A 19,336-nucleotide genomic window follows, 5' to 3' on the forward strand; every position below is an offset into this window, starting at 1 on the left:
GCTATCGGACGAAATTGAACAAACGCCAGGGGCGCAGTTCCGTCGGCCACTTCCAGATCTCGAGCGGGCTGGCGCCGCCGGCAATCGAGAAGAAGATGATGTTGGCCCTTCCGACGAGGTTCTCCTCCGGCACATAGCCGACGGTGAACCGGCTGTCGGTCGAGTTGTCGCGGTTGTCGCCCATCATGAAATAATGGCCGGGCGGCACGACATATTCTCGGGTGTCGTCGCCTATGCCGTTGGGGGTGAGATCAAGCGTCTCGTAGGAGACGCCATTGGGCAGTGTCTCGCGGAACACATCCACCGGCCGGTCGACCTCGGTCACGTCGGGATCATTGATCTCCCCGACTTTCTCACGCGAAACGGCTTCACCGTTGATGAAGAGCTGGCCACCGCGCATCTGGATGCGGTCGCCCGGGAGGCCGACCACCCGCTTGATGTAGTCGAGCGACGGATTGGGCGGAAACTTGAAAACGACCACGTCGCCGCGCTCGGGCGAACTGCCGAAGATGCGGCCGGAGAACAGGTTGGGCGAGAACGGCAGCGAGTAGCGCGAGTAGCCGTAGGACCACTTGGTGACAAACAGATAATCGCCCTCAAGCAAGGTCGGGCGCATCGAGCCCGACGGGATGGAGAAGGGCTGGAACAGTAGGGTGCGGATCACGAGCGCGAGGATCAGCGCCTGGAAGATGACATTGACGGTTTCGCCAAGCCCCCCTGATTTCTTTGCTGTCTTCTCGGCCACGCTCATTCAGTCCTCGGTCGGGTTGGGGTTCCGTATAAGGGTTAGGCTTGAGCGGGGCAACGCCGCGTGGCCGGCTTCGATGCCATAATCATGGCTCTTGTTCGACGGGCAAAGCCTCGATGATCACAAATGCCTGAGCGAGCGGGTGATCGTCGGTGATGGAAAGGTGAATCTCGGCGCGATGGCCTTTGGGGAGCATTTCCTTCAGGCGCTCCGCGGCCCCGCCGGTCAGGTGCATCGTCGGCTTGCCGCCGGGCAGGTTGACCACGCCCATGTCGCGCCAGAAGACGCCGCGCGACATGCCGGTGCCCAGCGCCTTCGACATCGCCTCCTTGGCGGCAAAGCGCTTCGCATAGGTCGCCACCCGCTCGCGTCGCCTCTCGGCCTTGACCTGCTCGATCTCGGTGTAGATCCGCTTGATGAAGCGCTCACCGTAGCGGTCGAGCGAACTCGCGATACGGCGGATGTCGACGAGATCGCTGCCGATGCCGATGATCATGGGCGTGGCCTCCTTAAGGTACCTGCAGCTTTCGTGAACTGTTCCTGACGAAGCTCGAATTGGACCTGATCAAATATTGCGGCTGCCGGGCTTGACCGGCGGGATCGCGGCGAGTTCCGGCGGCAATTGGTCAGCCGGATAGGCCGGCACCTCATATTCGGCGAGCGCGATCAGCGGCATGCCGACGTCTGTTTTTCCGGCGGAACGATCGATGATGCAGGCGGCAGCCGCGACCTCCGCGCCGAGTTCGCGCAGGCAGGCGATGGTCTCGCGGATCGACAGTCCAGTGGTGACGATGTCCTCCACGATCACCACGCGGGCGCCCTTCTCGATGTCGAAGCGACGAAGCCGGAACACCCCCTGCTCGCGCTCCACCCAGATCGCCGGCACCCCGAGATGGCGGGATGTCTCGTAGGCGGGGATGAGGCCGCCCACAGCGGGGCCGACGACATAGTCGATGCTGCCCGGCACTTCCCTGCGGATCTTCACGGCAAGCGCGCGGCAGAGCCGCTCCGTCTTTTCGGCGTGCATGAAGACGCGCGCCTTCTGCAGGAAGACTGGGCTGCGCAATCCGGAGGTCAGGATGAAGTGTCCCTCCAGGACCGCGCCCGCCTCACGGAAAATATCGAGAACTTCGCTGGTTTCCATGCCTTCGTATTCCTAGCCGTTCACCCGCTTGGCCTCGCTCACGGCCGGCGCGTTCTTGAGCTGCGTCAACAGCCGGTTGAGGTGTTTGACGTCCCAGACCTCGAGGTCGAGTTGCATCTCGGTGAAGTCGGGCGCCGTGCGGACCATGGACAGGCTATGGATGTTCGCGTCGTTCACCGCAACCACCTGGGCGATCTCGGCGAGTGAACCCGGCGCGTTGATCGCAGTGACCGAGATTCTTGCGGGGAAGCGTTCCCGGTTGCTCTCTTCGATATCCCAGCGCACGTCGATCCAGCGCTCCGGCTGATCGTCGAAGGCATTCAGCGCCGGCGACTGGATCGGATAGACGGTGATGCCCACGCCCGCCTGCATGATGCCGACGATACGGTCGCCAGGGACCGCGCCTTCGGGCGCGAAGCGCACCGGCAGGTCGCCGCCAACGCCGCGGATCGGCACCGCTCCGCCACTCTTTTCCGCCTTGCGGTCCTTCCTGGAGCCACGGCCGGGGAGCTGGAACAGCATTCCGGCAGCGTTGCGCAGCCTCGACCACCCCTCCTCGCGCTGCTGTGGAGGCGGCGTGGTTACGCGTTCCTCCTTGTAGTCGGGATAGACGGCGCGCAACACGTCGGAGGACGTCAGTTCGCCCCTGCCGACTGCCGTCAGCACGTCATCAACATCCTTGCGGGCGAGGCGCGCCAGTACCGGCTTGAGGCTGTCCCTGGTGAACTCCTTGTCGGCGCGCGCAAAGACCCGCTCGAGAATGCGCAGACCTAGTCCGGAATATTGCTTGCGGATCGCGTTCTTGGTGGCGCGCCGGATCGCCGCCCTCGCCTTTCCGGTGACCACGATCGATTCCCACGCGGCCGGCGGCACCTGCGCTTTCGAGCGGATGATCTCGACTTCGTCGCCGTTCTTCAGTTCGGTGATCAGCGGCATGATGCGCCCATTGATCTTGGCGCCGACGCAGGTGTCGCCCACCTCCGTATGCACGGCGTAGGCGAAGTCAATCGGCGTGGCGCCGCGCGGCAGCGCGATCAGCATGCCCTTCGGCGTGAAGCAGAAGACCTGATCCTGGAATAGCTCGAGCTTTGTGTTTTCCAGGAAGTCCTCTGGATTATCGCCTTCGGCCAACTGCTCGATCGTGCGCCTGAGCCAGGCATAGGCGTTCGTCTCCTTCGACATCGACGCGGCCGCGCCGTTGCCCTTTCTCACGCCGTCCTTGTAAAGCGCATGGGCCGCCACACCGTATTCGGCGATGGTGTTCATTTCATCGGTACGGATCTGCAACTCGATACGCTGGCGAGACGGTCCGACGATAGTGGTGTGGATCGACCGGTAGTCGTTCTGCTTGGGTGTCGAGATGTAGTCCTTGAAGCGGCCGGGAACCATCGACCATGTGCTGTGGATGGCGCCGAGCGCGCGGTAGCAGTCCTCCACGCTCTGCGTGATGACGCGAAAGCCAAAGAGGTCGGAAAGCTGCTCCAGCGAGAGCGCCTTGGACTCCATCTTGCGGAACACCGACCAGGGCTTCTTCTCGCGGCTCTTCACCTTCGCCTTGATCGCGTGCTTCTCGAACAGGGCCGAGAGCGCGGTTTCGATCTCGGCGACGACGCCGCGGTTCTTCTCGAAGATTTCCGCCAATCGCGCCGTCACCATGCGGTGCGCCTCGGGGTTGATGTGGCGGAACGCAAGTTCCTCCAGTTCCTCGCGCATGCCCTGCATGCCCATTCGGCCCGCAAGCGGCGCGTAGATGTCCATCGTCTCCTCGGCGATGCGCAGCCGCTTGCTCTCCGGCACGTGGTCGAGGGTGCGCATGTTGTGGAGGCGATCAGCGAGCTTTACGAGAAGGACGCGGACGTCCTCGGAGATGGCGAGAAGCAACTTGCGCAGGTTCTCCGCCTGCTCAGCCTTTCGGGAGACAAGGTCCAGCTTCTTCAGCTTGGTGAGGCCCTCGACGAGCTTGCCGATGTCGGGACCGAAAAGCTGATCGATCTCCTGCCGGGTGGCGGTCGTGTCCTCGATCGTATCGTGCAGCAGCGCGGCAGCCACGGTCGACTCGTCGAGGTGCATATCGGTCAGGATCGCCGCGACTTCGAGCGGATGCGAGAAGTAGGGATCGCCGGATGCGCGCCGTTGATGGCCATGCTTCTGCATGGCGTAGACATAGGCCTTGTTGAGCAGGGGCTCATTGACCTCGGGCTTGTAGCGCTGCACGCGCTCCACAAGCTCATATTGGCGCATCATGGGTGTGGGCTATCTCCAAAATTATGCGCCGTATCAGGCAATACGGCGCATAAGACAGATAGCCACGAAAGGCGAGCCACAAAAGGCCCGCCTAATAGTGCAAGGCTCAGTAATCTTCGCTTTTTTCCGGCGCGACCAGGCCTTCGATGCCGGCCAGCAGTTCCTCTTCCGACATGCGGTCGAAAGCAATGTTGCTCTCGTCCTCGCGATCGACCTCTTCGCCGGCAGCAACGGTCTGGTCGGCGATCTCGCCCCCTTCGCTCTCGGGCTCGTCCACCTCGACATGCTTCTGGAGGGAGTGAATGAGGTCCTCCTTGAGGTCGCCGGGCGACAGCGTCTCGTCGGCGATCTCGCGAAGCGCGACGACCGGATTCTTGTCGTTATCGCGCGGCACGGTGATCTGCGCGCCCTGCGATATCTGACGGGCACGATGACCGGCCAGGAGCACGAGCTCGAAGCGGTTCTCGACCTTGTCGATGCAGTCTTCAACGGTTACGCGGGCCATTGACTGCCCCTTTCATACCTGAATGTCACGGAAACTGGCGGGGTCCATAACCCGAACGCGGTTCGAAAACAAGCTTTTCGCTCTGCTTGTTCCGCAGCGGCAGAGTCAACGCGGACGGACGCTTCCTGTTCCAATTACATTTGCGTGACCGGACTTGGATTATTCTCAACTCGACTATATCTGTATCGATTAGCGAAACGGCCAGCATTTCAGTTGCCGTTTCGGGGACATGATTGCAGCACCACTGTCTATTTGAGCAAGGACATTCCGCATGTTCGATCCACGCGAGAAAGTTGCCCTCTTCATCGATGGCGCTAACCTGTATGCCACGTCTCGATCTCTTGGTTTCGATATAGACTACCGTAAACTCCTCGCAGCCTTCCAGAAACGCGGCTACCTTCTGCGCGCCTACTACTACACGGCTCTGGTAGAGGACCAGGAGTATTCATCGATCCGCCCATTGATCGATTGGCTGGATTATAACGGCTACAAGGTCGTGACCAAGCCCGCCAAGGAATTCACCGATGCGACCGGCCGGCGCAAGATCAAGGGCAACATGGACATCGAGCTGACGGTCGATGCCCTGCAGCTTGCCGATTGCGTGGACCACTATGTCATCTTCTCGGGCGATGGCGACTTCCGGACCCTCGTGGATGCGCTGCAGAGGCGCGGCCGTAAGGTGAGCGTGGTCTCCACCATGGCGTCGCAGCCGCCGATGATCTCTGACGAGTTGCGCCGGCAGGCCGACCATTTCATCGACCTGACGACGCTGAAAGCCGAGGTCGGCCGCGATCCCTCCGAGCGTCCAGTGAGGCGGCCGGAGCCGGCGGTAGTGGCCAGCGAAGAGGAATTCTGAGGCCCCGAAAGCCTGGGATCTTCACTCTCGTTGGGGATGGCGGGCTTTTACGCGCTGCGGTGCATTGCCCGCCGTGCGCATGCTGTGGCAAGGCTCCGGGCGTGACGCCTTGCGAACCTTCCAACGATTGTCCCCTCTGCCCTCGCCTTTCCGCATTCCGTCATGAATGGCGGGAGCGCGAGCCGGACTGGTTCAACGCACCCGTTCCCACGTTCCTGCCGCCGACTGGCGAAGAGTCCGTCCGCCTGCTGATCGTCGGCCTGGCCCCGGGACTTCGCGGGGCAAACCGCACCGGCCGGCCGTTCACGGGCGACTTTGCGGGGAACCTTCTCTATTCCACCCTGGTCCGATTCGGGTTCGCGCGCGGCCACTACGAGGCACGGCCGGACGATGGGCTTGAGCTGATCGACGCGGCGATCACCAACGCCGTGCGATGCGTGCCGCCGGAGAACAAGCCGACCACGCAGGAGATCGCCACCTGTCGGGCTTTCCTCGGCCCCACCCTGTCGCGCTTCCCCAATCTGAAAGTCATCGTCACGCTGGGCGCGATCGCGCATCAGTCGACCGTGCGGGCGCTGGGCGGCCGGGTCGCGGCCTATCCGTTCAGGCACGGCGCCTCCGCGCCGATCGCCGACCTTTCACTGCTGTCGAGCTATCACTGCTCGCGCTACAACACCAATACCGGCGTGCTGACCGAGGAGATGTTCCTCGCCGTGTTCAGGGAAGCATCTCGTATCCTGCAGCAGTGAAGGTGGCCGGGTAGGTCGTCTAGTGGCTTTGAGGTATGCCTCCTCGAGGCCGATGCCGATGCGCATCGTATGCAAATCTCCTCGCATGGCTTTAGCCTCGGACTCGAAACCGCAAATCCGAGGTAGAACGAAGCGTCAAGATGCGTATGCACCCCAGTGGCGGACGGGAGACGGGAGACGAGACCCTCGACAGCTAGCCTAACGCCCTTCCGTCTCCCTGGAGCAGTTGCCTAAGGCAGCGCGACCGCGCGGCCGCATCAGTCCGGCGCTCTCCATTGCATTACGAGCCATTGACTCATCCATAAACCTGTGTTTATCATAAACCATGGCTTATGATAAGGCATTTGCCGCGCTCTCGGACCCGACGCGGCGCAAGGTGTTCGAACTGGTGAGCGCGCGGCCGCGATCGGTTGCCCGTATCGCCGGTGAACTGCCGATATCGCAGCCGGCCGTTTCACATCATCTGAAGGTTCTGCGGGAGGCAGGCCTGGTGATCGCCGAGCCGAAGGGCGCCAGCAACATCTATCGCATCGACCCGCAGGGGCTCGCCGCCATCCGGACCTGGCTCGACCGGACGTGGGAGGCCGCGCTCGACGCATTCCAGGCAGAGTTCAGCATCGAGAAGGAGGAGAAATGACGATCTCAATCAGACCCGCACCTGTCCGAAGGTCGGTGACGGTGCCCGCCCCGCAGGAGCGAGCATTCGACGTGTTCACGGCCCAGATGGGCAAGTGGTGGCCCGCCTCGCATTCCATTGGCTCGACCTCGCAGAAAGCCGTCCGAATGGAACCGCGCTCCGGCGGACGCTGGTATGAGGTCGGCGAGGACGGAAAGGAATGCGACTGGGGCGAGGTGCTGGAATGGAACCGCCCGCGCCGTCTTGTGCTCGCGTGGCGGATCACTGCGGATTGGCGGTTCGATCCAGAGTTGCTGACCGAGGTCGAGGTGCTGTTCACGCCAATCGAGGAAAGCCGCACGCGCGTCGATCTCGAGCATCGGCTGCTCGAAAACTATGGCGACCGCGCCGAGGCCGCGCGAAACACCCTCGATTCCGAAGGCGGCTGGCCGCTTCTGGTCGACCTCTATGCCAAGACCGTCGCTGCGGGCTGAACGCTTCAATCAGGTCCAGGCTTCGGCGATCGGCTTCACCAATGCTCCCAGGCGTTCCGCGATCCAGCGATGGCGGGCAGGCGATTTCGGCAGGAGGAAAGCATCGGCCCATTCACCGGTCACCGGGTCCTCGCCGAGATAGGCGAGGACCGGCTGATCGGGGATGTAGCGGCTGAAGCGCTGGCTTATGTCGCGGCCATACACCCGCCAATGCCCGAATTTCTCAGGCTTGGCAAAACCCCAGTCGCGCGTCACCGGCTCGCGAATCGGATCGGGCACGGAGAGATAAACCAGCCCGTCTGGCGCCGCGATCCGCAGCAGTTCCAGGAGCGCCGCGCGGTCGTCGCCGACATGCTCCAGCACGTGCGAGCAGCCGACATAATCGTAACTCGCGTCGGGCCGATCTATCGCCTGGATGTCGATGCCGCCCGGCTCGCCATAGACCGAAAGTTCGAAGGAGCGGAACCAGGCCGCATCGACCGTCGGGTCCGGCGAGAACTGGATCGCCGATGCGGCGGCGAAGCTCTCCGATCCCAGCCGCTCGAACATGATGCGGGAGATGCGATGGCGTTCCAGCGACCGGCAGCCGGTGCAGCGGGGCATTGCACCGTTCGGAGCGGTGCGGCCTCGCGGGCCTGGTCCGAACTCAGTGCCCCCACAGATTGGGCAGCGCGCCGTTGCGCCGCTTGCGCCGGCTTTCGAAGTCATTGACCCCTCCGGAAACGGTGCACTCCCACATTTCCGCAGAAAACCAAGGCTTTCCTAGGGAGGACCTCGAGCCGAGGTGCATCTCCTTGTAAAGAACTAGCCCCGTTCCTTGAGCAGGCGCCCCTTCTCGCGCGCCCAGTCGCGCTGCTTCTCGGTCTCGCGCTTGTCGTGCAGCTTCTTGCCGCGGGCGACCCCGAGCAGCAGTTTCGCCCGGCCCCTATCGTTGAAGTAGATCTTCAGCGGCACCATGGTCATGCCTTCCCGCTCGACCGCCTGCGACAGCCGCGCCATCTCGCGCTTGTTGAGCAGCAGTTTCCTGCGGCGACGCGGTTCATGGTTGAAGCGGTTGGCCTGAAGATACTCCGGCAAATAGGAGTTGATGAGCCAGATCTCGCCGCCCTCGTTGGAGGCATATGCATCCTGGATGTTGGCCTGGCCCTGGCGCAGCGACTTCACCTCGGTGCCGGTCAGCACGAGGCCAGCCTCCACCGTGTCCAGGATCTCGTAGGAGAACCGGGCCTTGCGGTTTTCGGCGACGGTCTTGTTGTTGGGATCGGCTTTCTTGACCTGGTTCATGCTTCTCTATTTGGCGCCTAGCGTGGCTTCTCCGGTGCCTACAATATGGTGCGTCCTTCGAGGCTCGCCCGTCAAACTTCGCTCCACTCACATACGCGGTGCGGGCTCGCACCTCAGGATGAGGGAGGCCGCTTGCCCTGCTAGGACCTTCTCCCCGCAAAAGGCAAGAAACGAGGTCGGCCGCAACGCTGGCGAACTCCCCTCCCCGCCCTTTATCGGGAGAGTAAGAATGAGGGGCGACGCCAATGACTTTCCGAGCGGCGAGAGGCACCGACCTCCCTCATCCTGAGGTGCTCGCCCTCTTCGATACAGCAGAACTCGCTCCAGTCGAATGGGCGAGCCTCGAAGGACGCACCGGTCTCGCGCTCAGATCAATCCGGCATGCCTCATGGCCGCGTCAATCTTCTCGGCGGTGGATTCTTCGACCGCTGTCAGCGGCAAGCGGACGACGTTCTGAACCTTGTCGAGGCGCGACAGCGCATACTTCGCCCCGGCGACGCCCGGCTCGATGAAGATCGCCTTGTGCAGCGGCATGAGCCTGTCCTGCAGTTCCAGCGCCTCCTCCTTGTCGTTCGCCAGCGTCGCCTTCTGGAACTCGGCGCAGAGGCGCGGCGCCACATTGGACGTCACCGAGATGCAGCCGACGCCGCCATGCGCATTGAAGCCGAGCGCCGTAGCATCCTCGCCGGAGAGCTGGATGAACTCCTTGCCGCAGGTCATGCGCTGTTCGGAAACGCGCTCGATCTTGCCGGTCGCATCCTTCACGCCAACGATGTTGGAGAAGTCATGGGCAAGCCGGCCCATCGTCTCCGGGGTCATGTCGATCACCGAGCGCGGCGGTATGTTGTAGATGATGATCGGCAGCTTCGTGGCCTTGGCGACGGTGGCGAAGTGCAGATAGAGCCCGCGCTGCGTCGGCTTGTTGTAGTAGGGCGTGACGACAAGTACGGCGTCCGCGCCGACTTCCTCGGCGAAACGCACGAGGCCGACCGCCTCCTCGGTATTGTTCGAGCCGGCGCCGGCTACGACCGGCACGCGGCCGCGCGCTGCCTCCACGCAGGCCCGGACCACCTGCCGGTGCTCTTGATGCGAGAGCGTCGGCGACTCACCCGTCGTGCCGACCGGGACAAGGCCGCTGCTGCCTTCCGAAATCTGCCATTCGACCAGATCGCGGAAGGCTTTCTCGTCCAGCGCCCCGTTCCTGTCGAACGGCGTCACCAGCGCGGTCAACGAGCCTCTCAGCATGTAGTCGAACTCCTGCGCAGCGGTTCTGCTGCATCGATTTGAACTGCGGCGCCTTGTAGCGGAACGCCAAGCGACTCACCATAGTCTTGACATTCTTGGCGGGCAATGTGGCCCAAAAGCAGAAACCGAACGGATCGGTTTACGGGCTCTTCACCATGATCATCTAGCATACCCTCGCGCGCTCTTTTGAGCACTGCGCAAGGGACGGGGAAGCCGAATGAGCATTTCGCGTTATTCGCGCCGCTCAATGCTGCTCGCCGGGCTCATAGCGCTCGCTCCGGCTGCAGACGTTGCAAGAATAGAGGTCGACGGGGACGTTACGGCCAGCATCGACATGGACACACGCCGGGTGTCGCATGCGATGGTGAGCGGGATTCCGCACTCCGGCACAGCCACAGGCAAAAGCGACCGCCTGCCGCAGACAAGCATCGCCGAGCTCAAGGCAGGGCTGGCCCTTCTGGAGAAGGGCGATGTCGTCGAGGCGCGTGCCGTTCGGGACGCCATGCCCATGTCGCTGGACCGGCGCACCCTCACTTGGGCGATCGTGCTCAAGGGCGGCGGCGATCTCTCCAGCAAGGAGATCGCCGAAGCGGTGCAGACGCTGCAGCATTGGCCGGGCGCCGAGACGTTGAGGAAGAACAACGAGCGGGCGCTCTACCGCGAGCGCCCCGCCCCCGAGGTGGTGGTTCAGGCGTTCGCCGGCAATACCCCGCAGACGATGCAGGGCGTCATCCTGTTGACGCGCGCCCATCTTGCGCTCGGCGACCGAAAGGCGGCCCAAGACGTGCTGGTGCCGTTCTGGCGGACGGAGAAGCTCGAAGCGCGCGAAGAATCGCAGATCCTGCGCGAGTTCGGCGAAGTCTTGTCGAGCGCCGATCACCGCTTCCGCATGGAGCGGATGCTCTATGCCGAGCGTGTCAACTCGGCACAGCGGGTGGCCGGATCCGCCGGAGCCAAGGCGCTGGTCGATGCCTGGGCCGCAGTGATCAGGGGCGACAAGTCTGCGAGCAAGCTGCTCGACGCCGTCCCTGAGGCGCAGCGCTCGGCCGGATGGTTCTTCGCCAAGGCCAAGTACCTGCGCAAGAGAGAGAAATACGAGGACGCCGCGGCCGTCATGGCGAAGGCGCCGCAGGACCGTACGGCAGTAGTCGACCCCGATGCCTGGTGGATCGAGCGGCGCGTCCTGTCGCGCGAACTCCTCGATCTCCGCGACGTGAAGACCGCGTACAGAATCGCGGCGGGGCACGCGGCGGAGACCCCATCGAATGCGGCGGACGCCGAGTTCCATGCGGGCTGGTATGCCCTACGCGGATTGAGCGATCCGAAGAAGGGTGCCGAACACTTCGCCCGCATTGCAGAGGTCGCCGAGGGTCCGATCTCGATGTCGCGGGCCTATTACTGGCTCGGCCGCGCGGCCGAAGCCGGCGGACCCGGCAGCGCCAAGGAGTATTACGAGCGGGCGGCGACCTATGGAACCGCCTTCTACGGGCAGCTCGCCGCCGCAAAGATCGGCCGTTCGGCCATCGACGTCGCCCATCCGGAACCGTCGCAGGCCGACCGCCGGAACTTCGCCGCACGCGATCCCGTCATGGCGATCAGACGCCTCGAAGCGGCCGAACGCCAGGATCTTGCCGACATCCTCTACCGCGGGCTCGCGCGCGATCTCACCAGCCCCGGAGAGATTGCGCTGCTCGCCGCCATGGCGGAGGAACGCGGCGACCACAATCTTGCGCTGCGGATCGGCAAGATCGCCTTGAACAAAGGCATGGAGATCGGCGCGCTCTCTCACCCGGTTGGTGCAATCCCCACGGACGCGAACATCTCAGGATCGGGCAAGGCGCTGGCCTATGCCATCGCCAGGCAGGAGAGCGAATTCAAGACCGAGGCTGTTTCGAAAGCCGGAGCTCTCGGCTTGCTGCAGTTGATGCCGAACACGGCCAAGAGCGTGGCCGAGAAGGCTGGCCTCGCCTTCTCCGCGCTTAAGCTCACTACCGACCCCGGTTACAACGCCACGCTGGGGGCGACTTTCCTCGGCGAGCAACTCGGCAACTTCGACGGTTCCTACGTGCTCACCTTCGCCGGCTACAATGCCGGCCCGGGCCGGGCCCGCCAGTGGATGAAGCGATATGGCGATCCGCGCGGCAAGGATCTCGAGACGGTGGTCGACTGGATCGAGCGCATCCCCTTCACCGAAACACGCGGCTACGTGCAGCGGGTGATGGAGAATTACGAAGTCTACAAGATGCGCCTCACCGGCACCTTCGACATCGCCGATGATCTCGTCCAGGGACGCATAGAGCTGCAGTAGTGGCGAAGGACGCGGGAACGAGCTAACGTCCCGGGCCCGTGAACATAGTTGAACCGGGCACGTATATAATATCGCTCGTTCCTCCTGAGGCTCCCGCATGGACCTGTCCTCGCTTCTGATCTTCGCCGGCGCGCTGGTCGTGGCGGCCGGCTCGCCGGGGCCGAGCATCGCGGCGCTGGTAGCGCGCGTGATCGCCAAGGGCATGCGCGACGTGCTGCCGTTCCTGCTGGCGATGTGGATCGGCGAGGCGATCTGGCTGACGCTCGCCGTGTTCGGCCTGGCTTTCATCGCCCAGACCTTCCACGTTGCCTTCCTGATCGTGAAATGGCTCGGCGTCGCCTATCTGGTCTATCTCGCCTGGAAGATGTGGACCGCGCCGGTTCATACCGAGGGCGCATCGATCCCGAAGGCGGACGCGCCACTGAAGCTCTTCTTCGCCGGGCTTGCCGTCACCCTCGGCAATCCCAAGATCATGATGTTCTATCTGGCACTGCTGCCAACCATCATCGACCTCGCGAGCGTCAGCACGATCGGCTGGCTGGAACTGGTCGGCACGATGGCAGTGGTACTGATCCTGATCGATGTTTCCTGGGCGACTGCCGCGGCACAGGCAAGGCGGCTTCTGAAAAGCGCGAGGGCAATGCGATTCGCAAACCGTTTCAGCGCGACCACCATGGCGGGTGCGGCCGCGGCCATCGCGGCCCGCTGAACTGCCTGGCTCAGCGCCATCGCGTTGTAAGAACGGCGACCGCAGCGCTGGAGCCCGGCCGATGGCAGGCAATTCCGTTGAACCTGAACGTAACCAGCGGGCGTTATCACCATCGAATTCCGCCGGCCATCTGATACGGTCGCAGGATAAGTGCATCATTCGGAGAGGATGTTTACATGGCTTCAGCGAGATCCAGCGCAAAAGCTCGGACGAACGGCAAGACGGCCACTTCCGAGACGCGCAGAGCTCATTCGAAGCCAGTCAGCCTCGCCGACTTCCTTCTGGCGCGGGCGCCTGAGGAGGATCTCGCCTCCTATCAGCCGGAGGCCTTGTCGCGCGCCGCCGAACTCGCCGGCAACGCCGTGACGCGCCATCGCAAGGGACAGAGCATCGTCGCCGTTGACCGCGATCCGCAGGTTGTGCGGGATGGACGGCCGATGACGGTGATCACGGTCGTCAACGACAACATGCCCTTCCTCTTCGACTCAGTCCTCGGCGAGATCGGCGCCAGTGCGGACGAGCCAACACTGGTCACTCATCCTATTCTCGCTGTCCGGCATGGCCCGTCGGGGGTCGAGGAGATCATCGGCGACGGTGGCTCGGCGCGGGAGCAGGATGCCGCCCGGCTGAGCGTCATCCATGTGCACGTTCCGCAACTTTCGGCCGACGAGGCACAGAACCTGAAGGATCGGATCGAAAGCGTTCTCGCACAGGTACGGCGCGTCGTCTCCGACTGGAAACCGATGCTGGCGAGGCTCGATCGGGCGATTTCGGAATACCGCTACTCGCCCGTGCCGCTCGACAAGGTGGCAGTCACCGAGGCGGTCGCCTTCCTCGAATGGCTGCGCGACAACAACTTCACCTTCCTTGGGATGCGTGAATTCGTCTACTCGGGCAGCGAAAAGACAGGCAGCCTGGAGCGCTCGGACAAGACGGGGCTAGGCATCCTCGCAGATCCGAACGTCCGGGTGCTGCGAACGCCCGCCAATCAGGATGGTCAGACGACGCCGGAAATTCGCGCCTTCCTGCATGGGCCCGATCCGCTGATCGTCACCAAGGCGAACGCCAAGTCCGTCGTGCACCGCCGCGCCTATCTCGATTACATCGGCATCAAGACCTACACGGACGACGGAGAACTTTCGGGCGAGTTGAGGATCGTCGGGCTCTTCACCTCGACCGCCTATACGAAGTCGGTGCTGAACATCCCCTATCTGCGCTCGAAGGCTAAGATCGTCCTGCGGGAATCCGGGTTCGATCCGGCCGACCATTCCGGCAAGGCGCTCACCAACGTCCTCGAAGCCTACCCGCGCGACGAGCTCTTCCAGGTGCCCGTGTCCGTGCTGCGCAAGCATGCCAATGCGATATTGGGACTCGTGGAGCGGCCGCGGATCCGGGCGCTAGTGCGCGTAGACCAATTCGACCGCTTCGTCTCGGTGCTCGTATTCGTGCCCAAGGACCGTTACGACAGCGAGGTCCGCGAGCGCATCGGCAACTATCTCAAGTCCGCCTTCGAGGGGCGAGTCTCGGCATACTATCCCGCGTTCCCCGAGGGTGCGCTGACGCGCGTGCACTTCATCATCGGTCGTGACGGCGGCAAGACGCCGAAGGTCCAGCAGGAGACGATCGAAGCTGCGATCCGCGACATCGTACGGACCTGGGAAGACGGCTTGCGCGATGCCGCAAAGAACTCAGGCGCCGATCAGCGCGTCGTCGCATTCGCCTCGCGCTTTCCGCAAAGCTACCAGGGCTCCTTCACCGCGGCGGTGGCACTGGCGGATGCTGCCCGGATCGCCAGCCTGTCGGCCAAGGACCCATTCTCGATCGATTATTACAGGGACACCGGACAGCGGGCCGAGCAGGCCTCGTTGAAAATTTATCACTACGGCGAGCCGGTGGCCCTGTCCCGCCGCGTACCCATCCTGGAGAACATGGGGTTCCGCGTGATCAGCGAGCGGACCTTCGATATCCCGTCCAACGGCGCGCTCGTCTTCGTGCACGACATGGAACTGGAGAATGCCTTCGGCAAGGCGATCGACCTGGCCAAGGGCGCCGCGCGCCTGGAGGAGGTGTCGTACTCGATCTGGCGCGGTGAGAGCGACAATGACGGCTACAACGCGCTGGCGCAGACCGCGGGACTGTGGTCGCGCGATATCCTGGTGCTCAGAGCCTACGGCCGCTACCTTCAGCAGGCCGGGATTCCGCAAAGCCAGGACGTGATCGCCAATGTGCTGAACCGCTATCCCGAGATCGCGCATGGCCTCTACCAGCTTTTCGCCGCGATGTTCGACCCCAAGGCGGAGAATGGCGCGGTCAGCGCCAAGCATCTCGGCGCCAAGATCAGGGATGCGCTGCGCGAGGTGCCCAGCCTCGAGGACGACACCATCATCCGGCGCTTCCTGAACCTGATCGACGCAACCCTGCGCACCAATCACTTCGCCCCCGCCGACCCCGGTCGATCGTTTGCGCTCAAGCTGGATTCCAGGGTGGTCGACAACCTCCCGGAGCCGCGGCCGTGGCGTGAGATCTTCGTCTATGGCCCGGAGGTGGAAGGCGTGCATCTGCGCTTCGGGTCGGTGGCCCGCGGCGGCCTGCGCTGGTCCGACCGGGCGCAGGACTACCGCACCGAGGTGCTCGGCCTGGTCAAGGCGCAGCAGGTGAAGAACGCGGTCATCGTTCCGGTCGGAGCGAAGGGCGGCTTCTATCCGAAACGGCAGCCGGTGGGCGGCAGCCGGGAAGCCATCTTCGAGGCGGGGCGGCAGGCTTACATCAACTTCATCACCAGCCTGCTCTCGGTCACCGATAATATCGGCGATAAGGGCGTCGTGCCGCCGGAAGGGGTCGTTCGCCGTGACGGCGACGATCCCTATTTCGTGGTGGCCGCCGACAAAGGCACCGCCACTTTCTCGGACACGGCCAATGCGATCAGCCAGGAGCACGGTTTCTGGCTGGACGACGCTTTCGCCAGCGGCGGCTCGGCCGGCTACGACCACAAGAAGATGGGCATCACCGCCAGAGGTGCCTGGGAAGCAGTGAAACGGCATTTTCGCGAGCGCAACCGGGATATCCAGAACGAGCCGTTCACGGTCGTCGGCGTGGGCGACATGTCGGGCGACGTGTTCGGCAACGGCATGCTCCTGTCCAAGCAGACGCGACTCGTCGCTGCCTTCGACCATCGCGACATCGTCATCGACCCGGACCCCGACCCCGCCGCATCCTTCGCCGAGCGCCAACGGCTGTTCAACCTGCCCCGCTCGAGCTGGCAGGACTACGACAAGGCGAAGCTCTCGGCGGGCGGCGCGATCATCTCCCGCAGCCAGAAGTCCGTGACGCTGAGCAGTGCAGCGGCTGCGGCCATCGGCTTCGAGAAGACGGCCGCCACGCCGATCGAGATAATGCACGCTATCTTGAAGGCCCCAGTCGATCTGCTCTGGTTCGGCGGCATCGGCACCTATGTGAAAGGGAGCAGCGAGACTCACCAGGAGGTCAGCGACCGCGCCAACGATGCCATCCGTATCTCCGCCCCGGAGGTGCGCGCCAAGGTCATCGGCGAGGGCGCCAACCTGGGCGTCACCCAGCGCGGCCGCATCGAGTATGGACTGCTCGGCGGCGCCTGCAACTCCGACGCGATCGACAATTCCGGCGGCGTGAACTGTTCGGACGTCGAGGTGAACATCAAGATCGCGCTGTCCAGCGCGATGCGCAAAGGCGCGCTCACGCGCCCGGCCCGCGACAAGCTGCTCGCCGAGATGACGCCCGAGGTGACCAGGCTGGTGCTGGGCAACAACTATCAGCAGACGCTTGCCATATCGCTGCAGAGGAAGCGGGGACTGGCCGACCTGCCGCATCAGGCCCGCTTCATCGCCGGCCTGGAGGCGCGCGGTATCCTGAACCGCAAGGTGGAAATGCTGCCTTCCGAAAGCGCCCTCGCTGAGCGGCAGGTGCGCGGCGAGCCGCTGGCCCGGGCTGAGTTGGGCGTGCTGCTCGCCTACGCCAAGATCTCGCTGTTTTCCGACCTGCTGGCGAGCGAGGTTCCGGACGATCCCTATTTCGAACGCGACCTGCTGTCCTACTTCCCGGAAAAGATGGCGACGAAGTTCGGCCAGGACATAAAGAGCCATCGGCTTCGCCGTGAGATCATTTCACGGGTGCTGGTGAATGATCTCGTCAATCGTGGCGGCCCGTCCTTCGCGAGCCGGCTCCAGGATGCCACTGGGCGGACTGCCGCGGATATCGCAGCGGGATTCGCGGTTGCGCGCGACGGCTTCGAGCTGCCGGCGATCTACGCCGAGATCGACGCACTGGACAACAGAATAGACGGCCAGCTTCAGCTCGATCTCTACCAGGACGTGTCCCGGCTGCTGTATCTGAATTGCGGCTGGCTACTCAAGAACGACCACTCCGTCGAGCCGATCGGCAAGCGCATCGGCGACCTGCAGGCGGCGCGCAAGGCGCTGGAGCCGAAACTCGCAGAACTGCTGCCGGCCTATTCGCGGACGCGGCTAGACGAACGGCGGCAATTCCTGATGGCTGCCGGTACGCCCGAGGCGCTCGCCGAAAGTCTTGCCAATGCAGAGGCGGCGCAGGCCATACCCGACATCGCGCTGGTCGCGCGCACCGCGGATGCGGGAATGGGCGAAGCTGCGGAGGTCTACTTCGCAGTCAACGACACCTTCCGCGTGGCGCGCATCGAGGAGGCTGCACGCACCATTCCGGCCACGGACTACTACGACGGGCTTGCGCTCAGCCGCGCGATCGACACGATCAACGCCTCGGCGCGCGCCATCGCGGTCTCGGCACTCGCGACCCAGGGCAAAGCGGCCGATTCCGTCACCAAATGGCTGCAGAGCGGTGGCGATCGCGTGACCCTTATTCGGGAGCGGCTGCAGGCGCTCACGGAAGGTGGGGACATCAGCCTCTCCAGGCTTTCCGTGGCGGCAGGGTTGATGCACGATCTCACCATGGTGTGAGAACAGGCTCCGGGGGGCCTATGGCGGTGTTGACGGTCGAGGCGGCGCCCCGGCGCGGAATCTGGGGCTGGATGCTGTTCGACTGGGCGGCACAACCGTTCTTCACGGTCGTGACCACCTTCATCTTTGGGCCGTATTTCATCTCGCGCGTGGCAAGCGACCCTGCCGCGGGACAGGCCGCGTGGGGCTATGCGGTTGCGATCTCCGGTTTCTTCATCGCGATCCTGTCGCCGGTGCTCGGCTCGATCGCAGACCAGACAGGACGCAAAAAGCCGTGGATCATGGCCTTCGCCGTGGTCAAGATCGTATCGCTCTCGATGCTCTGGTTCGCAGCGCCGGGTTCGAATGTGGCCGGCATGCTGGTCTTTTTCTGCCTCGCCAGCGTCGCCGCCGAGTTCTCGATCGTCTTCAACGATTCGATGATGCCGCGCCTTGTTCCCCAAGACGAGATCGGCCGGGTCTCCAACGTCGCCTGGGGCCTCGGCTACCTGGGCGGCATGATCATGCTGATCTTCGTGGTCACGATGCTTGCCGCATCTCCCGAGACCGGCAGGACGATCACCGGCGCGCTTCCCCTCTTCGGGCTAGATCCCGCGCAGGGCGAGGACGCGCGCATCACAGGCCCGCTGTCTGCGATCTGGTACTTCGTCTTCATCCTGCCGATGCTGCTCTTCACGCCGGACGGTGCCAGGGGCATGGCACTGTCGCCGGCCATCCGCTCCGGGCTCGCCGAACTGAAGGAGACCTTGGTCGAGGCGCGGCAGCGCCTTGGCATCGTGCGTTTCCTGGTTGCGAGAATGATCTACCAGGATGGCGTCAATGCGCTGCTCGCGCTGGGCGGCGGGTTTGCCGCGGGGATGTTCGGATGGTCGATCACTGAACTCGGCATCTATGGCATTCTGCTCAACGTGATCGCTATCGGCGGCTGCCTGGTAGCAAGCAGGCTGGATACGGCATTCGGATCGAAATGGGTGGTGGCGGCTTCCCTCGTCACCCTCACCGTTGCAACTGCGGGGATCGTCTCCACCGGTCCCGGCTTCACGCTGCTCGGGCTCGTAGCGCTCTCGACCGCCGACTCGGGCGGCCTGTTCGGAACAGCTGCGGAGAAAGCCTACATCATCTACGGGCTTTTCGTCGGGCTTGCCTTCGGGCCGGTCCAGGCGTCGTCGCGCTCCTATCTCGCCCGCAGCGTAACCGCCGAAGAGGCCGGCCGTTATTTCGGGCTCTATGCGCTCGCCGGGCGCGCGACCAGCTTCCTGGCGCCCTTCCTCGTCGCCACAGTCACCGCGCTTGCCGGTTCGCCTCGCCTCGGCATGGCGGTGATCCTCATCTTCCTTGCCGGCGGCATGGCAATCCTGCTCGGAACCCCCTACCCCGCCGATCGCGAACGAAGATGAGGCGGCCGCGGGTCGCCGCCTGTTGGGCGGGACAGCGCAGCGCGATGGATCCAATGGCTGCCGGTTTGAC

16 protein-coding genes are annotated in these 19,336 nt (G+C 63.8%); 8 read left to right on the top strand and 8 right to left on the bottom strand.

Annotation, left to right across the window (positions count from 1 at the left end):
* Nucleotide 1: 1 nt before the first annotated feature.
* The 5 genes from lepB to rpoZ all read right to left on the bottom strand — a co-directional run bounded on the left by lepB (nucleotide 2) and on the right by rpoZ (nucleotide 4,641).
* Complete coding sequence (gene lepB, locus HUI96_RS18840) at nucleotides 2-751, bottom strand: signal peptidase I (RefSeq protein ID WP_188256226.1); 750 nt, start codon at nucleotides 749-751, stop codon at nucleotides 2-4.
* A gap of 82 nt (nucleotides 752-833) precedes the next feature.
* Nucleotides 834-1,244, bottom strand: coding sequence for a holo-ACP synthase (acpS, locus tag HUI96_RS18845; RefSeq protein ID WP_188256227.1), 411 nt, complete (start codon nucleotides 1,242-1,244; stop codon nucleotides 834-836).
* Between the two features lie 69 nt (nucleotides 1,245-1,313).
* Nucleotides 1,314-1,892, bottom strand: a complete 579-nt coding sequence (gene pyrE / locus HUI96_RS18850) for an orotate phosphoribosyltransferase (RefSeq protein ID WP_188256228.1) — start codon at nucleotides 1,890-1,892, stop codon at nucleotides 1,314-1,316.
* Between the two features lie 12 nt (nucleotides 1,893-1,904).
* Entirely contained in the window at nucleotides 1,905-4,136 is a 2,232-nt protein-coding gene (locus HUI96_RS18855; RefSeq protein WP_188256229.1) for a RelA/SpoT family protein, read from the bottom strand.
* 106 nt (nucleotides 4,137-4,242) lie between these two features.
* On the bottom strand, nucleotides 4,243-4,641 hold the full coding sequence (gene rpoZ, locus HUI96_RS18860) for a DNA-directed RNA polymerase subunit omega (protein ID WP_188256230.1): 399 nt from the start codon (nucleotides 4,639-4,641) through the stop codon (nucleotides 4,243-4,245).
* Nucleotides 4,642-4,912: 271 nt separating this feature from the next.
* On the opposite strand from rpoZ, the gene HUI96_RS18865 reads away from it, so the two are divergent.
* The 4 genes from HUI96_RS18865 (at nucleotide 4,913) to HUI96_RS18880 (ending at nucleotide 7,356) form a co-directional block, all read left to right on the top strand.
* The gene (locus HUI96_RS18865; protein ID WP_188256231.1) at nucleotides 4,913-5,497 is read left to right on the top strand and encodes an NYN domain-containing protein; all 585 of its coding nucleotides are present in this window, start codon (nucleotides 4,913-4,915) and stop codon (nucleotides 5,495-5,497) included.
* Nucleotides 5,498-5,598: 101 nt separating this feature from the next.
* On the top strand, nucleotides 5,599-6,246 hold the full coding sequence (locus HUI96_RS18870; RefSeq protein ID WP_188256232.1) for a uracil-DNA glycosylase family protein: 648 nt from the start codon (nucleotides 5,599-5,601) through the stop codon (nucleotides 6,244-6,246).
* A 325-nt stretch (nucleotides 6,247-6,571) separates the two neighbouring features.
* Nucleotides 6,572-6,883 (top strand): ArsR/SmtB family transcription factor, encoded by a 312-nt coding sequence (locus HUI96_RS18875; protein ID WP_188256233.1) that lies wholly within the window; start codon nucleotides 6,572-6,574, stop codon nucleotides 6,881-6,883.
* A complete protein-coding gene (locus HUI96_RS18880) occupies nucleotides 6,880-7,356 on the top strand; it encodes an SRPBCC family protein (protein ID WP_188256234.1) in 477 nt (158 codons plus the stop codon). Before HUI96_RS18875 ends, HUI96_RS18880 begins: the two co-directional genes overlap by 4 nt.
* Before the next feature lie 9 nt (nucleotides 7,357-7,365).
* Here the strand turns inward: HUI96_RS18880 and HUI96_RS18885 are convergent, their stop codons facing one another.
* From HUI96_RS18885 to dapA, 3 genes are all read right to left on the bottom strand, one after another.
* On the bottom strand, nucleotides 7,366-7,959 hold the full coding sequence (locus tag HUI96_RS18885; protein ID WP_210320236.1) for a class I SAM-dependent methyltransferase: 594 nt from the start codon (nucleotides 7,957-7,959) through the stop codon (nucleotides 7,366-7,368).
* A 201-nt stretch (nucleotides 7,960-8,160) separates the two neighbouring features.
* The gene (gene smpB, locus HUI96_RS18890) at nucleotides 8,161-8,640 is read right to left on the bottom strand and encodes an SsrA-binding protein SmpB (RefSeq protein ID WP_188256236.1); all 480 of its coding nucleotides are present in this window, start codon (nucleotides 8,638-8,640) and stop codon (nucleotides 8,161-8,163) included.
* Nucleotides 8,641-9,006: 366 nt separating this feature from the next.
* Nucleotides 9,007-9,885, bottom strand: a complete 879-nt coding sequence (dapA, locus tag HUI96_RS18895) for a 4-hydroxy-tetrahydrodipicolinate synthase (RefSeq protein ID WP_188256237.1) — start codon at nucleotides 9,883-9,885, stop codon at nucleotides 9,007-9,009.
* 217 nt (nucleotides 9,886-10,102) lie between these two features.
* On the opposite strand from dapA, the gene HUI96_RS18900 reads away from it, so the two are divergent.
* The 4 genes from HUI96_RS18900 (at nucleotide 10,103) to HUI96_RS18915 (ending at nucleotide 19,266) form a co-directional block, all read left to right on the top strand.
* A complete protein-coding gene (locus HUI96_RS18900) occupies nucleotides 10,103-12,193 on the top strand; it encodes a lytic transglycosylase domain-containing protein (protein ID WP_237684221.1) in 2,091 nt (696 codons plus the stop codon).
* 97 nt (nucleotides 12,194-12,290) lie between these two features.
* A complete protein-coding gene (locus tag HUI96_RS18905; protein WP_188256238.1) occupies nucleotides 12,291-12,902 on the top strand; it encodes a LysE family translocator in 612 nt (203 codons plus the stop codon).
* A 176-nt stretch (nucleotides 12,903-13,078) separates the two neighbouring features.
* Entirely contained in the window at nucleotides 13,079-17,869 is a 4,791-nt protein-coding gene (locus HUI96_RS18910; protein ID WP_188256239.1) for an NAD-glutamate dehydrogenase, read from the top strand.
* 20 nt (nucleotides 17,870-17,889) lie between these two features.
* The gene (locus tag HUI96_RS18915; protein WP_188256240.1) at nucleotides 17,890-19,266 is read left to right on the top strand and encodes an MFS transporter; all 1,377 of its coding nucleotides are present in this window, start codon (nucleotides 17,890-17,892) and stop codon (nucleotides 19,264-19,266) included.
* Nucleotides 19,267-19,336 lie beyond the last annotated feature (70 nt).

The organism is Pseudaminobacter soli (ex Zhang et al. 2022) (genome assembly GCF_014595955.1).
GTDB classification, from domain to species: domain Bacteria; phylum Pseudomonadota; class Alphaproteobacteria; order Rhizobiales; family Rhizobiaceae; genus Kumtagia; species Kumtagia pseudosoli.